The organism is Micromonospora nigra (assembly GCF_900091585.1).
In the GTDB taxonomy this organism is placed as follows: domain Bacteria; phylum Actinomycetota; class Actinomycetes; order Mycobacteriales; family Micromonosporaceae; genus Micromonospora; species Micromonospora nigra.
This window is the reverse complement of record NZ_FMHT01000003.1, coordinates 3,607,819-3,632,794: the sequence shown is the minus strand read 5'-3', so window position 1 is coordinate 3,632,794 and position 24,976 is coordinate 3,607,819. Positions and strand designations below refer to the sequence as shown.

At 67.0% G+C, this 24,976-nt stretch carries 22 protein-coding genes and 2 pseudogenes; 11 read left to right on the top strand and 13 right to left on the bottom strand.

Features of this window, described 5'->3' with window-relative positions; genetic code table 11:
- Window positions 1-211: 211 nt before the first annotated feature.
- On the top strand, window positions 212-1,075 hold the full coding sequence (locus GA0070616_RS15670; protein ID WP_091075810.1) for an IS5 family transposase: 864 nt from the start codon (window positions 212-214) through the stop codon (window positions 1,073-1,075).
- 109 nt (window positions 1,076-1,184) lie between these two features.
- Here GA0070616_RS15670 and GA0070616_RS15665 read toward each other — a convergent pair whose 3' ends face one another.
- The 3 genes from GA0070616_RS15665 to GA0070616_RS15655 form a co-directional block, all read right to left on the bottom strand.
- Window positions 1,185-2,114 carry a hypothetical protein gene (locus tag GA0070616_RS15665; protein ID WP_091082616.1) on the bottom strand — a complete coding sequence of 310 codons (930 nt, stop codon included), beginning with the start codon at window positions 2,112-2,114 and terminating at the stop codon, window positions 1,185-1,187.
- Between the two features lie 138 nt (window positions 2,115-2,252).
- Window positions 2,253-3,887, bottom strand: a complete 1,635-nt coding sequence (locus GA0070616_RS15660; protein ID WP_139128910.1) for a hypothetical protein — start codon at window positions 3,885-3,887, stop codon at window positions 2,253-2,255.
- 330 nt (window positions 3,888-4,217) lie between these two features.
- The gene (locus tag GA0070616_RS15655; RefSeq protein WP_139128909.1) at window positions 4,218-5,249 is read right to left on the bottom strand and encodes a macro domain-containing protein; all 1,032 of its coding nucleotides are present in this window, start codon (window positions 5,247-5,249) and stop codon (window positions 4,218-4,220) included.
- Between the two features lie 621 nt (window positions 5,250-5,870).
- On the opposite strand from GA0070616_RS15655, the gene GA0070616_RS15650 reads away from it, so the two are divergent.
- Window positions 5,871-7,283 carry an Ltp family lipoprotein gene (locus GA0070616_RS15650; RefSeq protein WP_139128908.1) on the top strand — a complete coding sequence of 471 codons (1,413 nt, stop codon included), beginning with the start codon at window positions 5,871-5,873 and terminating at the stop codon, window positions 7,281-7,283.
- A 59-nt stretch (window positions 7,284-7,342) separates the two neighbouring features.
- Here the strand turns inward: GA0070616_RS15650 and GA0070616_RS15645 are convergent, their stop codons facing one another.
- The gene (locus tag GA0070616_RS15645; protein WP_091082608.1) at window positions 7,343-7,747 is read right to left on the bottom strand and encodes a hypothetical protein; all 405 of its coding nucleotides are present in this window, start codon (window positions 7,745-7,747) and stop codon (window positions 7,343-7,345) included.
- A gap of 821 nt (window positions 7,748-8,568) precedes the next feature.
- On the opposite strand from GA0070616_RS15645, the gene GA0070616_RS15640 reads away from it, so the two are divergent.
- Both GA0070616_RS15640 and GA0070616_RS15635 read left to right on the top strand, forming a co-directional pair.
- A complete protein-coding gene (locus GA0070616_RS15640) occupies window positions 8,569-9,777 on the top strand; it encodes a DUF6907 domain-containing protein (protein WP_483819052.1) in 1,209 nt (402 codons plus the stop codon).
- A 660-nt stretch (window positions 9,778-10,437) separates the two neighbouring features.
- Window positions 10,438-11,313 carry a hypothetical protein gene (locus tag GA0070616_RS15635; protein WP_139128906.1) on the top strand — a complete coding sequence of 292 codons (876 nt, stop codon included), beginning with the start codon at window positions 10,438-10,440 and terminating at the stop codon, window positions 11,311-11,313.
- Window positions 11,314-11,818: 505 nt separating this feature from the next.
- Here the strand turns inward: GA0070616_RS15635 and GA0070616_RS15625 are convergent.
- The 3 genes from GA0070616_RS15625 to GA0070616_RS15615 form a co-directional block, all read right to left on the bottom strand.
- Window positions 11,819-12,268, bottom strand: a complete 450-nt coding sequence (locus GA0070616_RS15625) for a SitI3 family protein (protein WP_091090878.1) — start codon at window positions 12,266-12,268, stop codon at window positions 11,819-11,821.
- Between the two features lie 13 nt (window positions 12,269-12,281).
- On the bottom strand, window positions 12,282-12,668 hold the full coding sequence (locus GA0070616_RS15620; RefSeq protein ID WP_175440270.1) for a CdiA C-terminal domain-containing protein: 387 nt from the start codon (window positions 12,666-12,668) through the stop codon (window positions 12,282-12,284).
- A 209-nt stretch (window positions 12,669-12,877) separates the two neighbouring features.
- Window positions 12,878-13,405: a DUF6244 family protein gene (locus GA0070616_RS15615; protein ID WP_091082596.1), complete on the bottom strand. Its 528-nt coding sequence runs from the start codon at window positions 13,403-13,405 to the stop codon at window positions 12,878-12,880.
- A 244-nt stretch (window positions 13,406-13,649) separates the two neighbouring features.
- Here GA0070616_RS15615 and GA0070616_RS15610 point away from each other — a divergent pair, with 244 nt between their 5' ends.
- Both GA0070616_RS15610 and GA0070616_RS15605 read left to right on the top strand, forming a co-directional pair.
- A complete protein-coding gene (locus tag GA0070616_RS15610; RefSeq protein WP_245712784.1) occupies window positions 13,650-14,621 on the top strand; it encodes a hypothetical protein in 972 nt (323 codons plus the stop codon).
- Window positions 14,622-14,649: 28 nt separating this feature from the next.
- Window positions 14,650-15,384, top strand: coding sequence for an HAD family hydrolase (locus GA0070616_RS15605; protein ID WP_091082594.1), 735 nt, complete (start codon window positions 14,650-14,652; stop codon window positions 15,382-15,384).
- On the opposite strand, the gene GA0070616_RS15600 is transcribed toward GA0070616_RS15605, so the two are convergent.
- Window positions 15,381-16,649 (bottom strand): helix-turn-helix domain-containing protein, encoded by a 1,269-nt coding sequence (locus tag GA0070616_RS15600; RefSeq protein WP_091082592.1) that lies wholly within the window; start codon window positions 16,647-16,649, stop codon window positions 15,381-15,383. The genes GA0070616_RS15605 and GA0070616_RS15600 overlap by 4 nt on opposite strands.
- 188 nt (window positions 16,650-16,837) lie before the next feature.
- Between GA0070616_RS15600 and GA0070616_RS15595 the strand changes: the two genes are divergently transcribed.
- From GA0070616_RS15595 to GA0070616_RS15580, 4 genes and pseudogenes are all read left to right on the top strand, one after another.
- Window positions 16,838-17,161 carry a CYTH domain-containing protein gene (locus GA0070616_RS15595; RefSeq protein WP_139128905.1) on the top strand — a complete coding sequence of 108 codons (324 nt, stop codon included), beginning with the start codon at window positions 16,838-16,840 and terminating at the stop codon, window positions 17,159-17,161.
- A 33-nt stretch (window positions 17,162-17,194) separates the two neighbouring features.
- Complete coding sequence (locus GA0070616_RS15590; RefSeq protein WP_091090874.1) at window positions 17,195-17,974, top strand: transposase family protein; 780 nt, start codon at window positions 17,195-17,197, stop codon at window positions 17,972-17,974.
- A gap of 420 nt (window positions 17,975-18,394) precedes the next feature.
- Window positions 18,395-19,272 (top strand): annotated as a pseudogene (locus GA0070616_RS15585) (IS5 family transposase).
- 190 nt (window positions 19,273-19,462) lie between these two features.
- A pseudogene (locus GA0070616_RS15580) lies at window positions 19,463-20,703 on the top strand (IS701 family transposase).
- Here GA0070616_RS15580 and GA0070616_RS15575 read toward each other — a convergent pair.
- The 4 genes from GA0070616_RS15575 to GA0070616_RS15560 form a co-directional block, all read right to left on the bottom strand.
- Window positions 20,690-20,908, bottom strand: coding sequence for a hypothetical protein (locus GA0070616_RS15575; protein ID WP_091082587.1), 219 nt, complete (start codon window positions 20,906-20,908; stop codon window positions 20,690-20,692). The pseudogene GA0070616_RS15580 and the gene GA0070616_RS15575 sit on opposite strands and share 14 nt — an antisense overlap.
- A gap of 205 nt (window positions 20,909-21,113) precedes the next feature.
- The gene (locus tag GA0070616_RS15570) at window positions 21,114-21,860 is read right to left on the bottom strand and encodes a hypothetical protein (RefSeq protein WP_139128904.1); all 747 of its coding nucleotides are present in this window, start codon (window positions 21,858-21,860) and stop codon (window positions 21,114-21,116) included.
- Between the two features lie 11 nt (window positions 21,861-21,871).
- Window positions 21,872-22,492: a sigma-70 family RNA polymerase sigma factor gene (locus GA0070616_RS15565; RefSeq protein WP_091082581.1), complete on the bottom strand. Its 621-nt coding sequence runs from the start codon at window positions 22,490-22,492 to the stop codon at window positions 21,872-21,874.
- Entirely contained in the window at window positions 22,485-22,724 is a 240-nt protein-coding gene (locus tag GA0070616_RS15560; protein ID WP_091082578.1) for a hypothetical protein, read from the bottom strand. The genes GA0070616_RS15565 and GA0070616_RS15560 overlap by 8 nt, the downstream gene beginning before the upstream one ends.
- A 160-nt stretch (window positions 22,725-22,884) precedes the next feature.
- On the opposite strand from GA0070616_RS15560, the gene GA0070616_RS28160 reads away from it, so the two are divergent.
- The gene (locus tag GA0070616_RS28160) at window positions 22,885-23,052 is read left to right on the top strand and encodes a hypothetical protein (RefSeq protein WP_175440090.1); all 168 of its coding nucleotides are present in this window, start codon (window positions 22,885-22,887) and stop codon (window positions 23,050-23,052) included.
- A gap of 353 nt (window positions 23,053-23,405) precedes the next feature.
- Here the strand turns inward: GA0070616_RS28160 and GA0070616_RS15550 are convergent, their stop codons facing one another.
- On the bottom strand, window positions 23,406-24,965 hold the full coding sequence (locus GA0070616_RS15550; RefSeq protein WP_245712783.1) for a tyrosine-type recombinase/integrase: 1,560 nt from the start codon (window positions 24,963-24,965) through the stop codon (window positions 23,406-23,408).
- Window positions 24,966-24,976: the final 11 nt, after the last annotated feature.

The window sequence follows — 24,976 nt, the reverse complement described above, 5'->3', positions numbered from 1 at the left end:
GACGGACCTCATGTACGTCGATGTCGGGTGAAAGTGAATCAGACACGATCGCGGGCTGAAATGCTCTGATTCTGGTCAAGGTAGAGCTGGCCAGAATGTGCGCCTTCCGGGTCAGGTCCGGCATATTGCCCTGACGAGGTCGAGGCGTAAATCGGTCACTACTGACGCGAACGCGAAACAAACGTCCAGTCAGACGCCGTACGCCTGAATCATGACCGCGCGACGAGCCTATCCGTCCGACCTGTCCGACGCCCGATGGGCCCTGATCGCACCCCGCCTGACAGCCTGGCGACAGGCCCGCACCGATGCCGGAGTCAGCGGCCGCACCCCCACTCACGACCTGCGCGAGATCTTCAACGCCATCCTGTACGTCAACCGCACCGGCATCGCCTGGCGCTACCTGCCCCACGACTTCCCGCCCCACCCGACGGTCTACGGCTACTTCGCCGCCTGGAGCAAGGAAGGCATCTTCACCGAACTGAACTACCAGCTCACCGGCCTCGTACGCGACCACCACGGCCGCACCATCGCACCCACCGCGTCCATCATGGACAGCCAGAGCGTCAAGACCTCCACCAACGTCCCATTGTCCACACAGGGCACCGATGCCGGGAAGAAGATCGTCGGCCGCAAACGCGGCATCATCACCGACACCCTCGGCCTCCTCCTCGCCGTCATCGTCACCGCCGCCAGCACCAGCGACAACACCATCGGCGCAGACCTGCTCGACCAGGCCACCACCACCTACCCCACCCTGACCAAAACCTGGGCCGACGCCGGATTCAAAAACCGCGTCATCGAACACGGCGCCCACCTCGGCGTCGACGTCGAGATCGTCACCAAGGACCCGCAGGTCAAGGGCTTCAGCGTGGTCAAGCGCAGATGGGTCGTCGAACGCACCATCGGCTGGCTCATGCACCACCGCCGACTCGTCCGCGACTACGAAGCCCGCCCCGACAACTCCGCCAGCATGATCACCCTCGCCATGATCGACAACCTCGCCAAACGCCTCACCACCGAAACCACCCCAACCTGGCGAGAACCCCTACAACCACAACACACACAAAATACGTGAATCAGACGTCCTCTTACAAACGTGAACTGGAGCTGCGAGGAACGGCGGTCCTCCCGACCCATTGCCTTCATCCGAGCAGAGTCGGCTGGGGCCCCGCCTTCAGGGCGATTCACCACCAGCGGCTCCTGACCTTGATCTCGTGTACGGGTATCTCGGAGGGGTGTAGGGGGCGTTCGACGACGGGGCGCATCGTGTGGGGTGTGATGCGGTCGCGTTCGTGTTCCTCGGCGAACCGGGCGGCCTGGTCGTGTTCGCCGAGGGTGTCCAGGGCCTTGAGGAGGTCGGTCACCAGGATGTCGAGGCGGTGAGTTTCGGCTTCGGCGGCGAGGAACCGTTCGTGGCGGGTCACTGCTCGGTGGCCGCACCACTGGCGTAGTAGTTCGTGACGGGGCCGGTCGTGGCGGCGGTACCAGTCGTACTCCCATTCCGGTGTCGTCGACCGGTTGTCGCGGCCGACGCGGTGCTCGTCGCCGAACTTGCATTTGTGGCGGGACTGGGCTTCCTGCTCGATGACGAGGTCGAGGACCTGGGTCGGATGGGCACGGCACGCGGCCTCGACCAGTTGAAGGGTGCCGGCCGGTGACAGGATGGTCCGGTCGTCGTGGTCGAACCATTCAGCCGAGGCGAGGATGTCGTCGACCGGCCCGTCGATGATCTCGCTCAGCCGGGCCCTGTCTCGGATTTCGGTGGCGCAGGACACCGGGGACCAGAGCAGCTCGGCTACGTCATCGCTGATCAAGAGGCCGAAGATCTCCTCGACGCAGGCTTCCTCTGTACGATCGAGGCTCTGATCGTCGATGCGTTGCCAGTTCGCCATCAGCGCGTCGAAGGTCCCGACCTCGCTCCACGGCACCCGCAGCCGCGACCCGGGGACCTTCTCCACCCGTTCGTCGGGGTCGTCGAGGAATCTGATCTCGAGGCGGGCGCTGTTCTTCTTCGGCTCGACTGCCAGGATGCGGACGCGTTCGGACGGTCCGTGGTCCGACTGCCGGTACGCCCATTCGTCGCCGACGGTGAAGCGGGAGGGGTCGATTCTCATCCAGCCGTCCTTCGGGTGAGCGTCGCTTGTTGCGTGGTACCGGGTCGTGCTGGCGGTTCGCGCCGCGATGGCGGCAGGTCCCGGCGCAGGCTCGTGCGCATCCGGCCGGAGGGTGGTGGAGGTTGAGGTGGACGCACTTCAGGCGCCGTGGTCGAGCAGCCCGTGGTGCCACGATTCGGCCTGTCGGCGGATGCCGGCGTGGGCCTGCCGGTCGTGATCAGGGCGGTGCTCCTTGCGCGGCCCATGGGGGCTCCAGTCACCGAGGAACGGGCGCAGATCGTCGGGTCCGGGTTCGGGGTTGTAATCGATGTCAGCTAGCACGCGGGGATTGCGGATGGGGTCGATCCGGTCGGCGGCGGCCCTGCCCCACGCGACCCAGCTGGCGAGGTACCCGCCGGCGCCGGTCCGCCCCTCGGCCGCTTGTTCAAGGGCGGTGCAGAACGCGCGGATGCCGGCTGCGGTGGTCCACGCCTGGTAGGCGTTGCGGAAGGTGTCCGCGCGGATGTTGTCCGCGGCCTGGACGCGGGCGTCGGCCATCGCGGCGTGCCATCGGGCGAGGGTGGCCTCCTCCTGCCGTCTGCGCTCGGCCGCGGCTTCCTCCTGCCGCCGCCGGTGTTCGGCCGCGGCCTTCTCCCTCGCGGCCTCGGCTGCCCGCCGTTGCTGTTCGTCGGCGGTGACGCCAGCCTCGAACCCTTGGATGATCTGCGCGACGCGCTGTTCTAGACGTACGCGTGCGGTGTCGGTCCAGGTGTCCCGGTTGTCGTACCCGGCCCGGGCGATCTCCAAGCGGAGCCTGCCGGAGTCGACGACGTCGAACTCCGCGGGTTTCATCCACGGCCGCAGGCGCAGCACCTTCAGCTCCTCGGCGGTGGTTTCGTGCGGGACCTGGTCGCGTTCCTCGGTCAGAGTGACCGTGCGTCGAACCTGCCCGGCCTGGAGAAACATCCGCGGATATTTCGCCTTGGTGTTGACCCCGAGCCGGTGCCCTCGCCGGGCCGCCTCGCCGGCGAGCTGCCGGATCAGCAGCAACGCCCGGGGCAGTAGGCCCGAGCTGACAGCGAGGCTGGTCGGATCGGCTTCGAGGGCGCTGAACGCCAGATGCGGGTCGGTGGTGACACGTCGGGTGTTGAGCCGGATCCGGTTCCCGTCGGTCTCGTCCGGGCCGGCATCGGTGTACAGGCGGATGACGGTGTCCCCGGCGTCGCGGCCAGTGTGGCGTAGATGGTGACCCGATGGCACAAGTCCCTGCTGCTTGGCCGCGTGAATGATCCGCCGGTACCGGGCCCGCGTTCCACTGTCGGGACTCTCGATACGGACCATGCCGCCCTCGTGCTGCAGGCGGTCGCGCAGTTCGCGAGCCGATCGCAGCAGATCCTCCGACGAAGCTCCGCCGGCGATGCCGCCGGGTGCCGGCGTCTCGAACCACGGGAGGGAAGCACGGTGGTCGGGATGATCGGGATGGTGGCCATGCTCAAGGTAGAAGCGACCGGCGTCAGTCGAAGACGCCCTCCACACCCCTGCCTTACGTGTCACCGTCACCAGGTTCCGGTCCTGGAGCGCACGCGCCGACCGCCGGTACTCGACGCCGTCCGGGCCACTGAGGTCATCGCCGCCGTGGATCCGGCGAAGCAGGCCGAGCTGCCGCTCACTGAGCGAATCCCATCGCTGCACCATCCGACAGTAAGGGGCACGGCGTACTCGATTGAGCTGGACACGGCCGCATGTGGCAGGCCGGTCCGAAGAACGGACCGAACTGTCGAGGTCCGCCTGCAAACTGACAGTGAGGATGTAGGGGCGGCGCCGTTAAGGTGGTCTATCTTTCGCATCCTCGGCGGCCGCATCGCTCTGCCAGAAATACTTCGCACTAAACGCCGTCACCTGAACGACACTGGCAGTTGCTGGTGCCCGGCAAGAGGGCTCGTCTAGACCGCGCGCCTTGCGTAGCAGGTGCACAGCGAGGGCACGCTGGCTCGGCGAACGGCATCGAGATTGGGGTATGCGGGGCGCTCGGCACTCTGGACTGCGCGGGCGGGGCACGGTAGCGATCAGCGGCGACCGAGTCCTATGCTCTCCAAGACTGCCCGATCTGTCAGCCAGAACGGATCACCCGGAGGGCGGACCATCTGGGCTGCCGGAGGTCACGTCCGGGCACGCTTTCAGGACCCGGCGACAGGCGGCCAATTCCGCGTCGGTGTAGGCAAGGAAGAGCACCCGCTCCGGACTCGACGAGCGGGCCAGACGGTCGACAGCGGCCCGGATTAGTGTACGGCTGACGGTGTCCAGGTCACCGCCCGCCGTGCCGGCGCCGAGCAGCGGGACCAGGACCGTGTGTGCGGGCTCGATCGCGGTGCCGTCCGGGAGCACCGGCTGCTGCGCGGCGGCCAGCGCATGGTGGACGGCGCGGTCGAGATCGCGGATGGGCCGGTAACCGCTGCCCGGCTGGCCCTCGACGGCAGCGGTGTGGACGATCATGCGTACGCCGTTGGTGCGCTCCAGTTCTCCGCCGGAGGTCACGATCGCCACTGCTGGCATCACTGGCCGCCGGTCGCGAACGGCGGCTGCCAGTTCGTCGGCGACCAGGTCGGCCACCACCCGGCCACTCGCGTCCCGGCGGGCGCCCTCGTAGCGGATGATTCCGGACATCGAGAACTCGCTCGTCCGCGACATCATCATGTCTGTGTTCTCGGAATTCACCCAGGCATCCGCGCAGGTCACCTGCCGTGCGTCACCGGTGACGACACCGATCCACCGCTTTGCACCATCATCAGTGTGTCGCAGCTTGAACCAGTGCGTATCCTGTCGGTCCAGTACCGCCCGGCGGGCCACCGCCTCGGCGTCGTCGCGCCGTGCGGCCGCCGCCACCGCCTTGCGCAGGGCTGCGGCTTCACGCCCGTCCCGGTCAGCCGCCCGGTTGCCGGCCCGCAGTGCGGCCGTCCACACCAAAATCACGAAGGCGCCGGCACCGCCCAGAGTGACGCCGAAGACCGTACCGTCGGCGGTGGTGGCCGGGAGGAGCGAGAAGGTGACCAGTGTGGCGGTCAACGCGGCACAGAGCCAGACGAAGACGAACAGCGTGTGGCGCACTCCAACCGACGAAGCACGCGTCGCCCACCACAGTGTCGCCAGACAGAGCACCAGGAAGAGGCCAGCAGACGCTACAACGACAACCACGGTTAACCTCTATTCAGCCGCCACCTCAAGGCAATTAGAATATAACTGATGGCCAATCAAGAATGGTAATCGTGACTGGCCGATATAGTCTGCACATGCGTGATTCTGGTACATAGGTGGGCAGAACACCTATATGGTGCTCGCGATCGACAGGGCGTGGGTCGGCAACCTCTGTCGGTGCACGATGGCGTTGCTCGGCAGCCAGGAGAGTCCAGGGTGGACGATCTTTGGCGCTGCCCCCAAAGACCACCACATTAAGGGTGTCCGGCGGGTACCGGCTCGGCCGGAAGCTCCGATGCGATCCGAGCTTCCAAGACGTCATGCCCTGCTCGTCGGAGTCGGCGGCGACACCCCTCACGCGCTCAATTCGGGCAACGCAGTCAGAGGGCGGACCTTGCCGGTCCTCCAGCTTGGCGCAACCGGGTGGGCGGCAAGTTAGCGGTTTGTCCAGCCGGACCAGGTGATACGACATGCCGTGTGGACCATAGAGTGCAGGTCGGTACGCACCACCCGCAGGTGAAGCCGCCCCACCCCAGCGCCACTGCTCGTCTACGTCATCCAGATGCCCACCGGTACGCTGATCTCGTGAACGAACGGCGCGGTGTACAGGTTGTCGTGCTGACCGCGCTGCCCGTGGAGTACGACGCAGTGCGGCGGCACCTGCATGATCGGGATCGGAGCCCGCATCCGCTGGGCATCGAGTTCGAGGTCGGCAATCTGCCCGACACCGACGGCCGGGTGGCGATTGCAGAGCTTGGGCAGGGCAACCTCGACGCCGCGCTGGCGGTCGCGCACGCCGTCGAGATGTTCCGTCCCAGCGCTATCCTGTTCGTCGGGATCGCCGGTGCCCTGCACGACGATCTCCAGATCGGCGATGTTCTCACCGCAACCCGGGTGTACGCATATCAGAGCGGCATCGTGAGCGACCGCGGATTTCTCACGCGGCCGCGCTCTCACGACGCCGACCGGGAACTCGAACAGCGGGCCCGGGTAGTCGCCCGAACCTATCGCGACCATCCGGATGCGCCAGCGGTCCACTTCCGGCCGGTCGCTGCAGGTGACGTGGTGCTCAACTCCCGCACGCAGCCGCTATCGGACCAACTGGAGAACGACTACAACGACGCGGGCGCGATCGAGATGGAGAGCGCCGGCATGGTCCGGGCCTGCCACGTTTGCCGGGTGCCCGCGCTGGTCATCCGCGGCATCAGCGACCGGGCCGACGGTGCCAAGGAAATCGTCGATGCCAAGGGCTCACAGCCGCTCGCCGCCCGAAACGCGGCGGATTTCGCCGTCGCCGTCATCGCGGATTACCTGTCGGTACCAAGCCGCAAGGTCGCCAAAGGTGCCGAGCAGCCTTTACCGCCCAACGTGCGCTCGAAGGCCGCACCCACCATGCCCGAAGCCCTCGCGAGGACTGGTGAATCGACCCTCGGGTCCGTCACCGATGCCACTACAAAGCCGATAAGAGAACACTCAGCGGACCGGGCAACTGCGCCCTCGGTAGTCAAGCCCGCTGCCGAAGTCCCCACCGCCAAGCCGGTGTCGGCGGAGCAGCGGAATGCTGTTCGGTCGGCCCAGAGTTACCTCAGGAACGGCGCGTTCTCCCGCAAGGGACTAATCGAGCAGTTATCCTCGGATGCCGGCGACGGATACTCGCTGGAGGCATCAACATACGCGGTGGACTCCCTCAACATCGACTACAACGAGCAGGCAGTCAAGTCGGCCCAGAGTTACCTCAGGAACGGCGCGTTCTCCCGCAAGGGACTGATCGAACAGTTATCCTCGGATGCCGGCGACGGATACTCGCTGGAGGCATCAACATACGCGGTGGACTCCCTCAACATCGACTACAACGAGCAGGCAGTCAAGTCGGCCCAGAGTTACCTCAGGAACGGCGCGTTCTCCCGCAAGGGACTGATCGAACAGTTATCCTCGGATGCCGGCGACGGCTACACCCGTTCTCAGGCCGCCTACGGAGCCAGCGAGGCTGGACTCTAATCTCTAAATGCGATGCCAGAGGCAGCGTCAGTCAATTTTTCGGGTGCGGCGGTAGTCGCTCAGGACTCCATGCGAGCCAAAGCATGGGCTCGGATGGTGCGGTGTTGCGTGTTCGGGTCTGCTCTCTCCGGCGACCTCACCACCCGCCGCACCCACGACCTGATCGCCCCCGTCACCGACATCGCCCGCGACGAGGGCTTCCAAGTCCACCCAACCAAGACCCGCGTCCGCGCCGAGCCGACCGGCAACTCCTCGCCGGACTCGTCGTCAACCACCACCCCGCCACACCACGCGACGAATACGACCAGCTCCGCGCCATCCTCCACAACGCCGCCCGCACCGGCCTCGCCGCGCAGAACCGGACCGGCCACCCCGACTTCGCTCAATACCCCATCGTACGAGTTCTCTGGGGCGGTCATCACCATCCGGGACGCGCAGCCAAACTCGCCACGCTGCTGGCCCACGCTCTCGCGGCACCGTAGACTGACGCGGCGCGGCAACTTCGCCGGATCGAGGCAAGGCACGTCGGACCCGAAGCATAGCCTGAGCAGGACTTACGCCCGTTCTGCTGATCTTCGGCAAGCGAGCACAGCAACAGGCGCGTGCGACCCACTATTCTGAAAACAGAATAGGAACCCGCAGGTAGTCAGCCTCCGGGTAAAGATAGAGCGTCGTCTTAGGAAACCGATGCTCTATCCCCTGAGCTACGAGGGCGCGAGGGCCTAGTCTAGCGACCTGGGGGTTCACCTGGGGTGGCAGGGAGTGGCCCACGTTCACCCGTGTTCGCCGGAGCCCTGTTTGCCCAGCCCAGGACCACAGCTCGAGCACACGTACCCCGGTTTGCGACCGGCGGTCGGCCGCGGTGACCCGCGTTGGCACCGGTTGACCCGGGTTGGCATCTGCTGGAGAGCACACCCCGCGCACATCACGCAAGATCATGTTTTGCCGCCCGCTCCCCCGGCTGGGCGTCACCGCCCCGGCAGGAGGTGGCTTCGGCAGCGGCCTTGTCGGCCTTCGAGCGCCGGCTCAGGGCATACCCCGAACCCAGGGCCGGCACCCCACCCCCCGGTTCCGGTTACCGCGCTGCCAGCTTGGTGGACACGGTGTCCGTCCTTCCACAATAGCCATGTGTGAACCTTTCGATATGGTTGTTCTGTTGAACCAGATCGTGAGCTCGAGCATCACGGCGCACCTCGGCGGTTGCCCGTCGTGGTGCGTCAAGGTCCACGCCGAGGAGGAGTTGGGTAGTCCGGGTGACCGGGCCCGGGGGCACTCCCGGACGGTGATGGAGACCCACAAGGGTGAGGTCGGCGGGATGGCGGTGGAGATCTCCTCACTGGAGCACCTTGACCAGCCGAAGGAGAGCACACCGGCGGAGGTTTTCGTGTCCGCCCGGGATCCGCTCAGCCTGGGCGACGCCGGCTACCTCGCCACATCCATCAGGAAGGCGGTCACGGTAGCCGGTCAGACGCACCGGCCGTACTGGTTGAAGCGGGCGTGTCCGTCCTGGTGCGTGGCGATGCACCAGGACGGCGACCACCTCGAGGATCGCATCCACTGGCCAGACGACTCGCCGCCTGTGCTGTTGTCGTTGCACAGCTCGGTGAGTACTGCCGGCGAGTCGTGCAGCGATGGGACGTACCGGCCGCCGGGGCTGGAGGTCGACCTGGAGCAGCACGCCGACGCGGTCGAGCCGGTGGTGAAGTTCGTGATCGAGGGCGCGACAGCGGCGTTACGTCTCACGCTGGACGAGGCTGAGCAGGTGCGGATGGCGGTCGGACGGGTTGTGGCCATGGCGCACGATACAGACAGCCGGTTGACCAAGGCCGGAACGGCTGGTCCAGCATCGACGCCAGACCGGCCGAGCCTCCACCAGACCGTGGCCGACCTGGTGGTACACGACGAGGGCCTGACGGCTGAACAGAAGATCAGTGTGTTCCGCGGCGTGGTCGCCGAGCGACTTGCCCAGCAGGGCCTGAGTGTCGCTGAGCAGGCTGTGCGGTTGAACTGCACCGAGGAGCAGGCGCTGGACGCGGTGGTGGACTTCGCGATGTGGTCGCACGCCGGCTACCTGCTTCCACCCGCCAAGCCGGCCGAGCCGCAGTGCCCGGTGTGGTGCGGTGGGGAGTGCCTTACCGAAGACGGCGTCCGGCTGCACGACCGGCACGTGGCCGCCGTGTACGGCCAGCACAACGAATGTGCCAACGACATCAAGATGGCGACGGTCGACCTTCAGGCGTTCAACTCCCCCGACGGGTACGACGAGCCGCCATCAGTGACGCTGGCCATCGACAATCCGGAACAGCGCCCCACCGACATGACCAAGCTCGACGGGATGAACCACAACACGGTCCGGAACCTGGCCGCATCGTTGCTGTCTGGCTGCTGGGACCGCACGACGATCCGGCTCACCCCTCAGAAAGCGGCGAACCTCGGCGCGTCACTGATCGCCGCATCCCGCGCTGCCCACAACAACACCGCAGTCAAAACCTGACCACAGCGAGGATGCGGAGCGGTCCGGACCCTGCGCAACGAGGTCTGGGGTGATCGGGGGTGCTCCGTGGGTGCTCGGACGTCGGGAAACTGGCCCGGACGGACTGGACTGAGCCGGATTTTCGACTCTACTTTTGAGTGGATTGCATATTGATGAACTTCGCCCAAATCCCGCACCTGCAGTAAGGTGTTCGGATCGGGGTGGACGGGCTGGATTTGGGCTGGACCAGGTTCTTTTTGTATTGAACATGTCGCTACGGATCAGAAGGTTTGGGGTTCGAGTCCCTTCGGGCGCACTTCACGATCAAGGCCGTGACCAGCTGAAATTCGGGTCGCGGCCTTGTTTGTGTCCCGGCATGTGCCGTGGTCTTTCACGTTGCGGGCGGATGGTGCTCCGTTGGTGCTCCTCTGTTTCGGCGGGGATGTTATCTGTTCTGTGCCGCAACTGTCGGTAACGGTCTGCTGGTGTGCGAGGGGTCCGGGCGGGCTGATGAGCCGGTGGCGGTGATGCGTCTGTGGGGTACGCGGAGTCCAGGGGTAGTTCCATCACGTATGGACAGTGGGGCTGTCCTCCCCCCGCTGGGCGGGAACGCCACCCGGAGCGGGCATGGCGGGTCACATGGTTGTGGCATCGTGTCACTGCAAGTGGGAGGTGACGCGGGTGGATGTGTCGTCGGCACCGGCAAGGTACGCCGAAGCGTTGCTGTTTGCCGCCGAGGTGGTCGATGCGGCCACCCGTCCTCCACACGGTGACCACGGTGAGGAAGTGCTGCGCGATCCCTACGCGCAGAAGCTGTTGCGACATCAGAGCGACTGGTCGTGGTGCGACAACCGGCAGGATGTCGACCTGGCCGCCGGCGGGGCGCTGCGCGCGACCGTCGAGTACGTCGCTCGTCGTCACGCCACAGCGCTGCCCGACCACACCGGTCGCGCCGCTGAACACTGGCCCGACGTCGATGACCGCCTGGCCCGGCTGGCCTCGGCGCTGCGCTTCGCCGCCGAGGCCGCCGAGCAGGCCTGGCCACACCGGCTGGGGCAGGTCCTGGCGCCCTGGGTGCGCCAGCGGCTCGCCGGGCTACTGGCCACCACCGGACGGGCGGAAGGGCTGGGCAGTCTGGACGCCCGCGTGCGGCGCGCAATCGTGCTGGCCTGGCAGTACCGGTCGGTGCGACACGAGTTGTTCGCCGACCACCACTGGCAGGGGCGACCACCGGCACCATGGTGGTGCCTCGACGGCACGATCGCCGCCCGCTCCCCGTTCGACGGCTACGCCACCGGTCAGGTGCCCTCCTACGCCCTGCACCTGACCCACCTCGACCACACCACGGGGCAAGGCGAAGGTGAGCTGACCGTCGCCCACTCCGGCACCGCCCCACTGACGTCATACCCAGTCACCATCACCCACAGGGCGCCGACGCTGACCGCCGACGTGGAGGCCGTACACCGGGCGGCTGTGGCCGACGCGCTGTCAGCCCTCGGTCTCACCCACGCCGAAGACTGGGGATCGACCTCATCAGAACCACTAGACCGCTGCTGAGTTCAGCGGCGAGGCCCGCCGGGCAAGCCAGCGGGACGCCTGGTCTACGGGCTTGCTGCCCCGGCCGTGGAGATGGCCCACCTGGATGCCACGGCGACCGTCCCCGGCAGGTGTCCGCTCATGGCCGATATGCGTGCGCCGTAGCGGCAGGCTGTCGTGTTGCACGGGACGGTGAGACCCAAGATCACATGTGCCGATTCACCAGGAGTAATGGCGCCCTGCGAGCCAGCGCGACATGCACTGGGGCTTGGGGTCGTCAGGATGCTGGCAGGCGCCAGCGATCTCTCCGGTGCTAAACCCGGCGATGAAGACGGGGATCTAGCCGTGCCGGATGCCGCGGCGCGGCAGGCGTCGGCGAGGGCGGTGAGGAAGTCCTCGCCTCGGGCGAAGGTGAGGCTGACCATCCGTCCGGGCGTGAGGTCATGACTGCGGATACTGAGGCACTTCCGGTCGGGTTGGTCGGGGGCGAGTGGCTGTGGTGGGTCCAGCCGAGGACGCATGCCCGTCAGGGGTGAAGAAACCTGTCGTAGTCTTCGTCGTACCAGCCGTCGGTGTTGTGTTTCTGGATGGCTCCGGCGACGCGCGTCAGCATCAGCACGTCGCCATTGAGGGTCAGGGCCGCGTCCTCGGCCCTGCCGGCGAGGATCCTGGCCACGGTCGCCAGCATGTGGGGTTTGCCCTTGTCGGCCAGGGTGTCCTTGCGCATGTAGAAGCTGACGTCGACGTAGGTCTCCGGCTCCCACTGCCACAGGGAGCCCCCGTCGTCCTCGGCGCTGTAGTAGCCGTGCCTGCCGCCGGTGATGTCCACGACGTACCCGTGCTCGTCGTTCAGGTCGGCGCTGAGCCTCCGACCGCCGGACGCCGTTGACATCTCGACCGCTCCGAGAGCGGCCAGTTCCGCCACCTGCTCGAGTGGGATGTCGCCCGCCAGCGTCAGCCGGTACTCGACAGCCATCTGCACCCCTTCATCAGTCTCGCCGGATGATCTGAATGATCGCACCGCCGCGCGTTACCGCCGCCAGTTCCTTCAGTCCTGCGATGGGCCAGTCGTGGAACTGCTTGTGCAGGGCGGTGAGATCTCCTCGCCAGTCGTGGAGGTTCAACATCACGCGTTGGGTCTGCTCCGTGTCGACCTTCCTGGACACCGCGCTCCAGACGGCACGGGCCGGAACAGGAGCAGTGGGCGCGTAGCAGTCGAAGACATGCCCCTCGATGAGGAAGTCGGGTGCCTTCTCCGGCCTCCCAGAATCCCCGGTCTCGCGTCGAGCATCCGCGACCTCCTGCCTCATGGGGTTCTGGTGAACCCGGTACCCCTTGCCGGCGACCCTGTCAGCACACTCGTTCTCCAACTCCAGGGCACGCCGTTCCCGTGGCTTCTCGTTCGCAGAGATCCTGGTTCGACGTCCGGTAGGTGACCCGCCGGCGACACCGGTGGGACGCCTGGTCCACAGGGCTACTACGTCATTGTCCGTGTAGACGGCGCCACCCAGGGGGGAGGTCGTCGGGGGTGGGCTGCCGGTGCTAGCAGGAGCGGGGCTGGCCGGTGGATGACCGCCAGCCCCTGTCAGTTTCCCGACGACCCCAACTGCCGGGCCTGCGCGATCGCCGCCTCAACGGCCTGCCGGGCCCCGCCGGTGCGCGCAACGACCAGCACCAGGACCTGCTTGATACTGTCCAGGGCCTGCAGCAGCGGCCCGGGCTGCCCGCCCTGCAGGACCATGGCGACAAGTTGCTGCGCCTCCCCGACTCCGGTGATGGCCCCGGCCGCCGCATCACGCGCGGTGTCGACGGCGCTCTGCACGGGCGCCAGCCCGGCGATCGTCTCCTGGGGGGTGGCTTCGTTCGGCACCGCCGCGGTGGCCTTCGTCGCCTCCCCGATCGACCCGGCGAGACTTCCCAGGCCGCCCTGGATGCCCGTGATCGCGTTGCGTACCCGCGCCACACCCGCCGCCACAGCGACGAAGCCCGCACCTGCGGCCCGCAACGCCACCTCCTGCGCCTGGCTGTCGGCGGCGCCTGCCAACCCCTGCGCGCGTTCGACACCGGTCATCAACGCGCGGAGTTCACCGGCGATCTTCTCGATCTGCGACACGTGGCCGGCGCCCCTATCGACGAAAGCGGAAGTGCCCGAAACCCGAAACTACCGGGCTCCTCGCGATGCCACCAGACACCGCGAGGCGGTCGACACCGCAGACAGCCGCCGCGATGCGAGCAGCCGCATGAATGGCTTCGGTCCAGATTCCAGCTTGTTGGTGGGGTCTGTCGCTGTCTTGTCCGGCTGTCGACATGTCAGCATCGACGGGACGGCGGTGCGGGTGTTCGCGTCGGGAGGCTCGGTGGGTAATCGCAAGCGCAGTGGCCGTCGGCAGCGGCGGGAGCCGATCCGCCGGATGATCCTGCCCACCCGCGTGCCCGGCAGCCGGCGTCCTCACCGCCCGGACGAGACGGCGCTGATGCCGCTGTTTGAGTACAGTCCGATGTTCGGACGGCTCGTCGACGCGCCGGTGGAGATGGTGCCGCTGCTCGCGGTCCTAGCCGTTCTGCACCAGGCGCAGAGCGGCATGCCGGTGGGTACCTGTGTCCCGACGAGTCATCAGGTCAGTGGGGCGCTGCGGCACCTTGGCTTCGAGGCCGAGGCGGTCGCCGCGTGCGCCACGCTGTACCGGGTGACCGACACGTTTACCGAGGTGTCCGAGGTCGGCGTGTGGAAACGACCGCCGGTCGTCCATGCCGATGGCACGACGAATGGCCACATGGTTGTTTGGACGCCGTCGTTCGCGCAACTCGTGGACGCCACCCTGGTGCAGGACCCGCTTCTGCTGGCCGCCGCCCAGGTTAATCCGGTCTACTCGACGCCAGTGTTCGTCGAGGTTCCCACCGACCGGAGGGAGTTCTTCGCGGCTCAGCCCGTCGCCTGGCTCGACGATCACCTGTACGCGTCTTGGGCCATGCTGCCGGAGTGGACACGGCTGACGGACCCGGTTCTGGCAGGGGAGGCCGGCGCGGTCGTGGAACTCGGCGCACTCCGTCTGGCCACCGATGCGCTCCGCCTCATCGCGGCCGTCGCAGAGGAGCGGGATCTCAGCGCGATGCTGGTCCAGTGCCCGCGGCTCGGGGCGCTGCTCCGAGGTGAACACCAGCTACCGGAGTCGCCAGTCGAGCCAGCACCGTTACAGTCGCCGACGTCCGGTTTTCGGACAGGCAGGTCCTTGGACTATGACAATCCACCGACACCAGCTGCCGCGACCGCGTCCGCCGTCTGGCCGTCTCGGTCCGGCCGCGAACCCGGCGATGCTCGACAGGGTTAGCTGCCCGTGCCCATGCGACGATGCTTCTATGAACCACAGCAGCGCCGGCTTGGTCATCTGGGACGTTGACGGGACGCTCATCCCCGCAGACTTGCGCTGGCTGACGCGCGCGATTGCTCGTGCGTACGGCATCGCCCAGTCCGAGGTTGTCTTCCCTGACAAGAAGGTGCATGGGTATACGGACGAGTCGATCGCCGTCGACACGGCGATCGCTTCGGGCGTGGACCCGTCAGCTGCGGAAGCGGGCATACCCGCCTTCCGTCAGGCCATTGCCGCGGTCATGCAAGAGGGCAGGCAGGAATTGGCTGAGGTTCAGCCGCCGTATCCAGGTGCTGCGGCGAGCATCGCGGAGTTGCACGACCGTGGTTTCATCCAGACCGTGCTGACCGGCAATCTGCGTTCGACCGCCGACGTGAAGCTGCACGTGGCGGGCTTGGATGAGTTTCTTGATCTTCGCATCGGCGGGTTCGGATCGGACGCGCGAGATCGCTTTCAGCTTCCGGCGGTCGTAGCTCGGCGCTACTCCGCGATCTACGGTGATTCGCTCGATTCTGCTCGGGTGATCGTTATCGGGGATGCGCCCAACGATATCGCTTGCGCACGTCACGCCGACTTTCGTGTCGCTGTCGTCGCTCACCGGATTGGGCGTCAAGAGCTGGCATCCTACGAACCTGACCTGGTACTTGAAAGTCTCGACCCTACGACGGTGGTGGCCGCCGTCAGTTCGCTGTTGAGTGCGGGCGGGTCGCCGGCTGCCCGTTAGGCAGCCATCTGCTCCTCAAGTTCGAGGACAACCGGCTCGTCGCGCCATCGGGCCAACCGCTGTCGGGCTCGTTGAGCTCGAGCGATGCCTCGATGGTTCCCGCCTGCTTTCAGCTGGTCGTAGGTGTTGCCAAGCAGGGTGCAGGATTGTTCGAGTTCGCCAGCCTCGGCGTAGGCGCTGGCGAGGTCTACGGCTGCTGCCAGGGCGACGTTGACGTTGGCGTGGTCGTGTTCCAGCATCTGTACTGCACTTTCGAGCACGGTCACAGCCTGGTGGGGCTGGCCGAGAAGAAGATGGCATGTGCCCGCATAGACGTGGAGGCGGGCGCTGTTCCAGTCGCTGTAGAGGCCGACACAGTCAATGGGTGACAAGTCGTTGACCGCTTCTTCCGCCCGCCTCAGGGCCGCCGTGGCCTCGCGTGGAAGTCGCAGGGCAGCGTAGGCTTGGGCCTGCTCGGCAGCTACTCGAGCTCGTGCGGCGGGACTGAGATCGGTGGACGCGCGGGCGGCCTCATCGAGTAGCCGCAGGCCCATCATGATGTCACCGTCTGCTTCGATCAGTGTGGCGGCTTCCGAGTGGAGGTTGCTCTCGAAGATGCGTGCCGTCGCGCTGATCCTGCGGCTGCCCAGCCTGTCGCCGAGCTGGCGAGCGTAGGCGCAGTGAGCGAGCGCGAGGGCACGGTTGCCCTGCGCGCTCCACAGCCGGCTGGCAACGATCGAGGCTTCGGCGAGCATCGCTCCGATATCAGCACGGATGGGTGCACGGCCGGCTTTGTGGTACAGCGTCGACAGGCAATCACGGTGGGCCTCGACCAGACCCAGTAGCGCGTCGGGTGACACCGCCTGGCGCTGCTGGGCCAGCATGCTGGTGAGCTTGGAGAAGCTGTTCCACTCGCCCATCAGGTAATCGCTCCCGGACGTGCGAGCGAGCATCTCCACAGCTGTGGAGGACGACGGATCCGCAGCGACTTGAAACGCCTGAGTGGCAGCCACGCTGTTGGGCAGGTGCCGAGTGCTGGTGAGCCGGATGCGATCGTATTCCCGGGACAGTCTGCCGCCGGTCCCCAACAGTTCGTCACTTCGGGTCCAGAAGTCGCGCCCCACGCGCTGCCGGCCGGTCTCCACGTTCGCGATCGTGCTCCGTCCATAGTTCACCCGAGGTGCATACGTCTCTTGCGTGTAACCAGCGGCCTTGCGGCTGCGAGCCAGCATCTGGCCAAGAGCGATCCATGCCTTGGCCACGTCTTGTGGTGGCACGCTCGACATCAGCAACTCCCGATGGGTACGAACGCTCGCGCGGGGCGAGACACAGTGGCGTGGGAGCACTGTAGTGCAAGGCTGTGATGCGTCGGCTACTCAGCGACTTCTTCCAACATTCTTCCGACAAAGTTCCGACATTGCACTCGCGGTGTTGCGAACTCGCGTGACCTGCGATTCTCGTATGCTGCCTGCCTGTGACCCACGAGCCGGCTAAGAATGATCATGAAGTTGAAGCCAAGTACCGCGTCAATGACCTGCAAAAACTGATCACAGCACTCGCCGAGCGGCATGTGGTGTTGACAGAGCCTTCGGTGCAGGACGACCAGGCGTACGCACCAGCCAGCTGGTCGTACGGGATGTCGAAGGTCGGTGTTCCGTTCGCGCGTCTACGCACGCAGGAGGGGCGCCATCTGTTCACCGTGAAGAAGCCGATTGACAACGAGATGGCGTGCCTGGAGCACGAATGCGTGATCCTCGACCGCGACGCGATGCACGCTGCCCTAAGGGACGTCTCGTAACTCGGTGGTCGGTCCATGGTGGATCATGTCGGGGTGCAGGTGATCTCGGCGGCCCGCCCGGAGTGGATCTTCCCGTTCACGGGGCTGCAGCCCGCTCAGTTCCGCAGGCTGGTCCGGCTGGTCGCCGAGCGTGGCGGTGATGCGATCGCTGACGGGCGGCCGGGGCGGCAGTGGTCTCTCAACCTTGCCGATCGGGTGTTGCTGGTCGCGGCGTACTGGCGCACGAACCTGACGATGCGGCAGATCGGCCCGCTGTTCGGGGTGTCGCACTCCGCCGCGCATCGGGTCATCGACACCGTCGGCCCCCTGCTCGCTCTGGCGCCCGGACGCCGGCGCCGCGTCGACCAGATCACCATCGTCGACGGCACCCTCATCCCGACCCGGGATCACCGCCTGGCCGCCCCGAGCAAGAACTACCGCTACAGCACGAACCTGCAGGTCGCCATCGACGCCCACACCCGCCTCGTCGTCGCCCTCGGCGACCCGCAGCCCGGCAACCGCAACGACACCATCGTCTACCGCACCAGCGGCATCCAGCAGAAACTCGACGGGCGGCCGGTCATGGCCGACGGCGCCTACCGCGGCAACCCCGAGGTGATCATCCCGTACCGCAAACCCGCCGACGGCAGCGAGCTACCCGACTGGAAGGCCGACCTGAACAAGCAACACCGCACCATCCGAGCGCAGGTCGAACACGCCTTGGCCCGTATGAAGACCTTCAAGATCCTGCGCGACTACCGCCGCGCCGCCCACACATTGACCGACACCGCTTCCGGCATCGCCCACCTCCACAACATCATCCTCGCGGGGTGACACCAGCGCCGTTGCCGAGCAACGCCTTCACCGAGTTACGAGACATCCTTTAGCCAGGCGATGCCGGCAGACGCGGCGGCCAACCCATTTCATCGATCAACACAAGCAAGGGAGCCTGCCCGCCCTGCGACCAACCACAACAGACAGACGGTGCGATCACCCGACCCATGCGCCGAATAGCATCGACATCCGCAGCTGCACGGCCAACATAAACCGGACCGCGATCATGCCGATGAGCTGCCGAAATTTTAGATTGAGCATCTACGGCTGGAGTACTAGGGCCTGTGTCGAAGTCGGCGGTGGTGTCTGAGGTGGCGTGACCGCTCGGCGTGTCGAAGATCGAAAATGGGTGAGGTCTCCGGTAGATGGTTCAGCGACCAAGCAGAACCTGAAACCGGAGACCTCGTGGACACCCTAGCGGTGACGAGGCGGTTCGACCTGACCGACGTGCAGTGGGCGGTGCTGGAGCCGTTGCTGCCGGCGCCGAAGCGGCCGGGTCGACCGTCGTTGTGGACCAGGCGGCAGTTGATCGACGGGATCCGGTGGCGGATCCGGGTGGGCGCCCCGTGGCGAGACGTGCCACCGCAGTACGGGTCCTGGTCGGCGGTGTATGCCCTGTTCCGGCGGTGGCAGCGCAACGGGACCTGGCAGCGGGTGCTCACCGCATTGCAGGCTCTCGCCGACGCGGCCGGGCGGATCACCTGGGACGTCAGTGTGGACTCCACCAGCGCTCGGGCCCATCAGCATGCGGCCGGAGCGCGGAAAAGGGGGATCTGCAGGTCGAACCGCCTGGCGGGGTCAGCGTCGAGCCGGCAGACCACGCGCTCGGCCGGTCGCGGGGTGGGTTGACCACGAAGCTGCACCTGGGCTGCGAGCAGGGGCAGAAACCCCTGGCGATCGTGCTGACCGCCGGGCAGCGCGGCGACAGCCCGCAGTTCATCCCGGTCCTCGCCTCCATCCGTGTTCCCCGCGTGAGCACCGGCCGCCCGAGGACCCGCCCGGACCGAGTCCTGGCCGACAGGGCGTACACATCGAAGGCGAACCGGGCCTACCTGCGCCGGCGGGGCATCGCCGCGACCATCCCGAGCAAGGCCGACCAGGACGCCCACCGGCGGGCCAAGGGATCCAAGGGCGGCCGCCCGCCCGCCTTCGACCCCCACCTCTACCAGCAACGTCACGCCGTGGAGTGCGGCATCAACCGCCTCAAACGCAACCGGGCCGTGGCCACCCGATTCGACAAACTCGCCGTGCGCTACGAAGCCACCATCCACCTCGCGGCCATCAACGAGTGGCTGTGACCGACTTCGACACAGGCCCTAATACTCCAGCCGGGGTTGTTGACCTTGGTTGAGCTGCGGTTTGATGCGACGCGGGAACGAGGGCAGCCACCGTCGATCATGGGCGGTTGTGTGGACTGACCACGATGCAGCGGTGGCTGCCGGATATAGGGTAGACGCCCAGCGGTGGCGGGTGTTGTTCGACGACCTGATGCTGACGGTCGGGCAACGTTTCCGCAGGCCGGAGCCTCGCCGGCGGGTGCGTGACTTCGTCCGGGGCTTGCTGGCGCCGTTGCCGCAGAAGAACTGCTGGACGATCGCGGAGCATGCCGGTGACACGGGTCCGGACGGGATGCAGGACCTGCTGACCCGGGTGAAGTGGGACGATGCCGAGGTCCGCGCCGATGTCCGCGAGTTCGTCGGCCACCACCTTGGTGATGCCGAGGCTGTGCTGGTCATCGACGAGACGGGCGATCTGAAGAAGGGTCGGCACACCGTCGGCGTCCAGCGGCAGTACTCAGGCACCGCCGGAAAGATCGAGAACTGTCAGGTCGCCGTACACCTCGTCTACGCCACCGACGCTCGTCACGCGATGCTCGACACGGCGCTCTACCTGCCCAAGTCCTGGTGCGACGACGCCGAGCGCCGCGCCGAGGCCGGTGTCCCTGAGCAGGTGCGGTTCGCGACCAAGCCGCAGCTGGCGTCTCGGATGATCGCCGCAGCGGTCACCGCCGGGCTGCCATGCCGATGGGTGGCCGGCGACGAGGCCTACGGCAACGATCCGCGCCTGGGCACACGGCTTCGTCAGTTGCGACTGGGCTACGTCTTGGCCGTGGCCTGTTCGCATCAGGTGATCACCGGCCTTGGCGTCTACCGCGTTGACGCCCTCGCCGCCGGCCTTCCTGCCACCGCCTGGCAGCGGGTGTCGGCGGGTCGAGGCGCGAAAGGCTATCGCTACTACGACTGGTCCTTCACCGCGCTGCCCCACGCCGCCGACACCCACCGCGGGCACCACTGGCTGCTGATCCGCCGCAATCGCCGCACCGGTGAGCTGGCCTTCTACCGCTGCTGGGCATCCGAGGTCGTCCCGCTACACAACCTCGTCCTGGTGGCCGGCCGCCGCTGGAAGATCGAAGAATCGTTCCAAGCCGCGAAGACCGGACTCGGCCTGGACCAGCACCAACACCGCCGCTGGACGTCCTGGCACCGCTGGACCACCCTGGCGATCCTCGCCCACGCCTTCCTCGCCGCGCGACCACACACCGCAGCCGTTCCGACGAGGCCGGGCTGATCGCGCTGACCGTCAACGAACTACGCCACCTGTTCAACATCCTGATCATCGAACCCGGCCGCCGCCGCTGCGACCCACTGCTCTGGTCCGTACGCCGACGCCGTCACCAAGCACGAGCCATGACCAGCCACTACGCCCGGCAAGCCCTCATCGAGCCGTGATCACAATCCCCGGCTGGAGTACTAATTGCTCGGGCGACTCGAACTTGGTCAGGCCCCCGGCGAACTTGTCGGCCGAGAAGGCGATCGGTAGGTAGTTGAACGCCAACTGCGGCGCGTTCGACCTGCGGCTCTCGTTCAAGTCGACGATCACCCTCTCCCTGACCTCGCCGAATCCTGCTGGACGACAACCGGTCGCATCGATCATGCCCCTCGGCATCGTCGCACCGGGCTACGACAGTCCTGGCTGGAGAGGGTGCAGGACTGCACCAGCAACCTCGACGAGTGGGGCGCCCGAGCAGCAGGGCGGCGACACCTACCGCTCAACCGCCGAGCGGGACGTCACCGAGGTGGTCGACGCCACGTAGTGTGGGCCAGCCCGGGGCGGGGGAGTGTTCCCCCGCCTCGGTCGGTCATCGCAGCGATCCGACGACCTCGTCCGCCTGGTCGAACAGGCGCCTGATCGGCTGCTGAAGTTCATTCACCTCGTTGGCGAGGTCTAGCAGCGGCTCCGGTCGAGGCGGCTGGTGGACCGTGTAGTGGTCCTCCGACACCATGCGGAGCACCTTCAGCCCCGCCAACGCCTCGCGGAGCACCGAGCTCAGCTCCACCAATGCCCCCGATGTCGCCCTGACCACGCCCAGGGCTTCCTCAAGGGTCACGGCACCCTGCTCGAGCTCGTCGGCTAGGTCGGACAGGTCATCAGCGGTGCGCGTGGCCTCGTCGAGCGCATCTGTGATGTGACCGAACAGGTCTTCTGGCAGTACAAAATCGATGACCTCACGTTCAATCTCGAGCAGCCTCTCCTCGATGTCGCACGCCAGCCGCCTCACACGGCTGAGGGTGCTCTCTGCTTCCACGTCGAACACCGGCACGCAGTCGGCATCCGCGTGGAACCGGTAGGTCAGATGGAGAAGGTTGGCCGATCCCTTGCCCAGGAGCCCAAGGCCCGTGTTGAGCACATCGGCCAAGCCGGCCTCTACGTCGAAACCGGTCCCCTGCTCGTCGACGAATCGGTGGTAGCGCTCCTCCAGCAGGACGTCCCGCAGCCCCGCCTCGACATCCCATGCCGCGTCGAGACGGCGCTGAATGTCGTCCAGCTCCGCGCGAGCTGCCGCGGCGAGCGGGTCTGGCATCCGCATGCTCTGGTCCTTCAACATCGCCCCCTCGCTCACTGGTCGTCCGCGTCCTGAGCCTGCAGCAGCTCACCGAGCTTCTTCCTGGCCTTGTAAAGGCTGCTGCGAACCGCTTCCGGGGTCATCTGCAACTGGGCAGCGATTTCAGTGGGCGTGTGCTCCTCGAAGGACCAGGCGAGCAGCTGCACCTGCCGCGGCGGCATCTTCTCGAGTGCCTTCCGGATGTCGTGCTTGACGTCAGCAAGGGCGGACCCGCTGTGACTGTGTGGCATGCGGTCGGCGATGTCCTCGACGGGAACGGGGTCGACCCGTGCCAGCCGCGCAACGTACGCCCTTGAAGCAGTCTCCCGCGCGAACGCCTTCGGGTACTCGATGCTCTCCCAGCGCCGGAACACCGTCTGCATCGTCTCCTGCATGATGTCGTAGGCGTCAGCTTCCGAGGCACCCTGCCAGATCAACCAGCCGGCGAGGCGGGTGGCGAACCCGCGGTAGAAGGCGCTGAACTCCTCGACGCGCCGCTGGGTGTCCACCTTGAGGGGCGCGTCCGTGGTCACGAGTGGAGGTCTGACCCCGGCCCAGCGCACCTTGTAGGCGTGCGCGTGGATCTCCAGGTCACCCTGCGGCGGCTCGACCTGGTCGGCGGTCCGGTCATCCACGGCGGCCTCCGGAACGGTCGGTGGCGGGCACGCTCAGTGTGATGCACGATCCGTCGGCCCGCTGGTCCCGGAGCCGACCGCCGCCGGGCAAGGCCTCGGCGATCGCGATGAGCGATTCCCCGCGGACCTTTTCCTGCTGGGCGCGCCACCGCACGCGGATCCACAGCCCTGCCAGGGTGGTGAGGCTGCCGACTACGGCGACGGCCGCCCACCCCCAGCTGATGTTCTCCACTACACCTCGCTCGTGATCTGGTCGGCGTTGGTTGCGCGACTCTGGAGGGTTGAGGGCGTCAAGGGGCTGATCGTGAACCGCCATCTCCAAGATTCTTTCCACGATGCCTGCCGGCGGGCAGTGCTCGGGGCGACTGGGCGCCAGCCTCGACCCGGATGCCTTGCCTGACCAGATCGAGATCGCCGGACTGCTGCGTCTCATCGGCGGTCTGAGGATTCTGGACGGCGACCAGGTGGCCATGGGTGTCGGCGTCAACAACCCGCAGTTGATGTCGGTCGGCCGGGTCAGCAGGCAGCCCCGTCAGCGGACCGCCAGCCTGATCCTGTAGAACGAGCCCATCCAGGTGCCACATGACGAGCTGATGACCCCAGCGGCGCTTGGGCCGGGGGCTGCCGAGGTGTGCCGCATCCTGAGTCGGACTCTCATCGACGCTGTCTCCCCCCGCCGGCAACTGCGCAGATGATCACCCCACCTGGTCCGTTTCGGCTACCCAGGTTGCGGCCCGCGGCGATCGTGGCTGCTCGGTGGCTGCTCGGACGTCGGGGAACTGACGCGGACGTACCGCACGCGGATTCGAGGGGAAGCGCGATGCCCGCCGATCCATCGACAGTCGAGAATGACCTGCCCCTGCAGGGCTTGGACCTGCGAGGACGCACCCGAACTCGGCTACGGATCAGAAGGTTAGGGGTTCGAGTCCCTTCGGGCGCACAAGATCAAGAGGGGTCCGGGCTGCGGGAATGCGGTTCGGGCCCTTTCTGCTGTCCGGCCGGAGTGGACGGTGGGTGTCACGTGGGTGCGATGTGGGTGCAGCCCCGGAGACGGTCTTCTCGCGGGTTCGTCGGGACGTGACCTGCGGCTTTGCGGCCTGCTTGCGCTTCGGAGGGGTCGGAGCACCTGTTTTCGGTTTCGTCGGCGCCGGGGTGCCGGCTTTGGGACCGCGGTCGGGCCGGTTCTTACGGGCCCTGGCTTTGATCTTCTTCCGGGTGTGCGGCGGGCGGCGTTGAGCACCAGTTGGGCGGTGGCGTCGGCGCAGCGGCGCTGGATCTGCGGCAGGACGCTGGTGTAGGTGTCGGCGGTGACCACGATGCTGGAGTGCCCGAGGAGGTCCTGCAGGGTTTTGAGGTCGGCGCCGGCTTCGTGGGCGAGGGACGCGGCGCCGTGGCGCAGGTCGTGTAGCCGCACGGGGGGTAGGCCGGCTCGGCGGACGAGGATCCGGAAGCGGGTGGTGGCGTAGTTCGGGTTGATCGGTTGGCCGTCTGAGCGGGTGAACACGTATCCGGTGTCGGTCCACGGCGTGCCGTTCTCTGCCGCCTCCGCCTTTCGGTCCTGCTCGTAGCGGCGGTGCACGCGCAGGATCTGCACGCTGCGCTTATCGAGGGCGACCGACCGCCGCCCGGCCGGGGTCTTCGGTTCGCCTTCGACGACCTGGTAGCCGGCGGTGGTGCGGTTACGGTCGATGGTCAGGGTGCCGCGGTCGAGGTCAATGTCGGACCACCGCAACCCGCACAGCTCACCGCGGCGTAGTCCGCGCAGCCCGGCGAGCCGCCAGAGGGCGAACAGGGGGTCGTCGTTGACGGCGCCGAGGAACTCGGCGAGATGGTCGGCGGTCCAGACCGCCACGGCCGGCCGGGCACCAGTCTGTTCCCAGGACTCGACGCGAGCGTCGGTCCAGACCCTGGCGTGGGGTTGCTGGTAGCCGGCGATCTCGATGTGCCGGGCCGGGTTACGGTCCAGGACTCCTTCCTTGACCGCGAGGTTGAAGGCGGCCCGCAGGGTGGTGCGCAGGTGGTGCATCGCCGAGGCGGACTGCGGACGGCCCTTGCTGTTCCTGGTGGCCGCTATCTGCGCGAACACGGTGCGCAGGAGCGGGGCGTCGAGGTCCGCCAGGCGGTAGCGGCCGAGCTGCGGGATGAGGACGGTGTCGACGTCGCGGGTGTAGTGAAAGCGCGTGGTGGGCCGGATCTTCGTGCGGTTGTCGAGCCAGTGCCGCAGCCACCGCTCGACCGTCCAGCCCTGTGCCGTTCGATCCGCCTCGGTCGTGGTCAGCCATTCGTCGCGGGCGTGGCGGGCGGCGGCCTGCGAGGGGTAGCCGCCACGGCGGACCCGCTCGGAGTGGCCGAGCAGGTTCCTGGCGGAGCAGTGGAAGTACCAGGTGCCGTGGCCACGTTCCCCCAATCGGGGGCAGGACTGCTCCAATCGCCGCCGCTGGTCGTCCCGGCACCCGCACCGTTTGAAGATCACACCTCACGTCA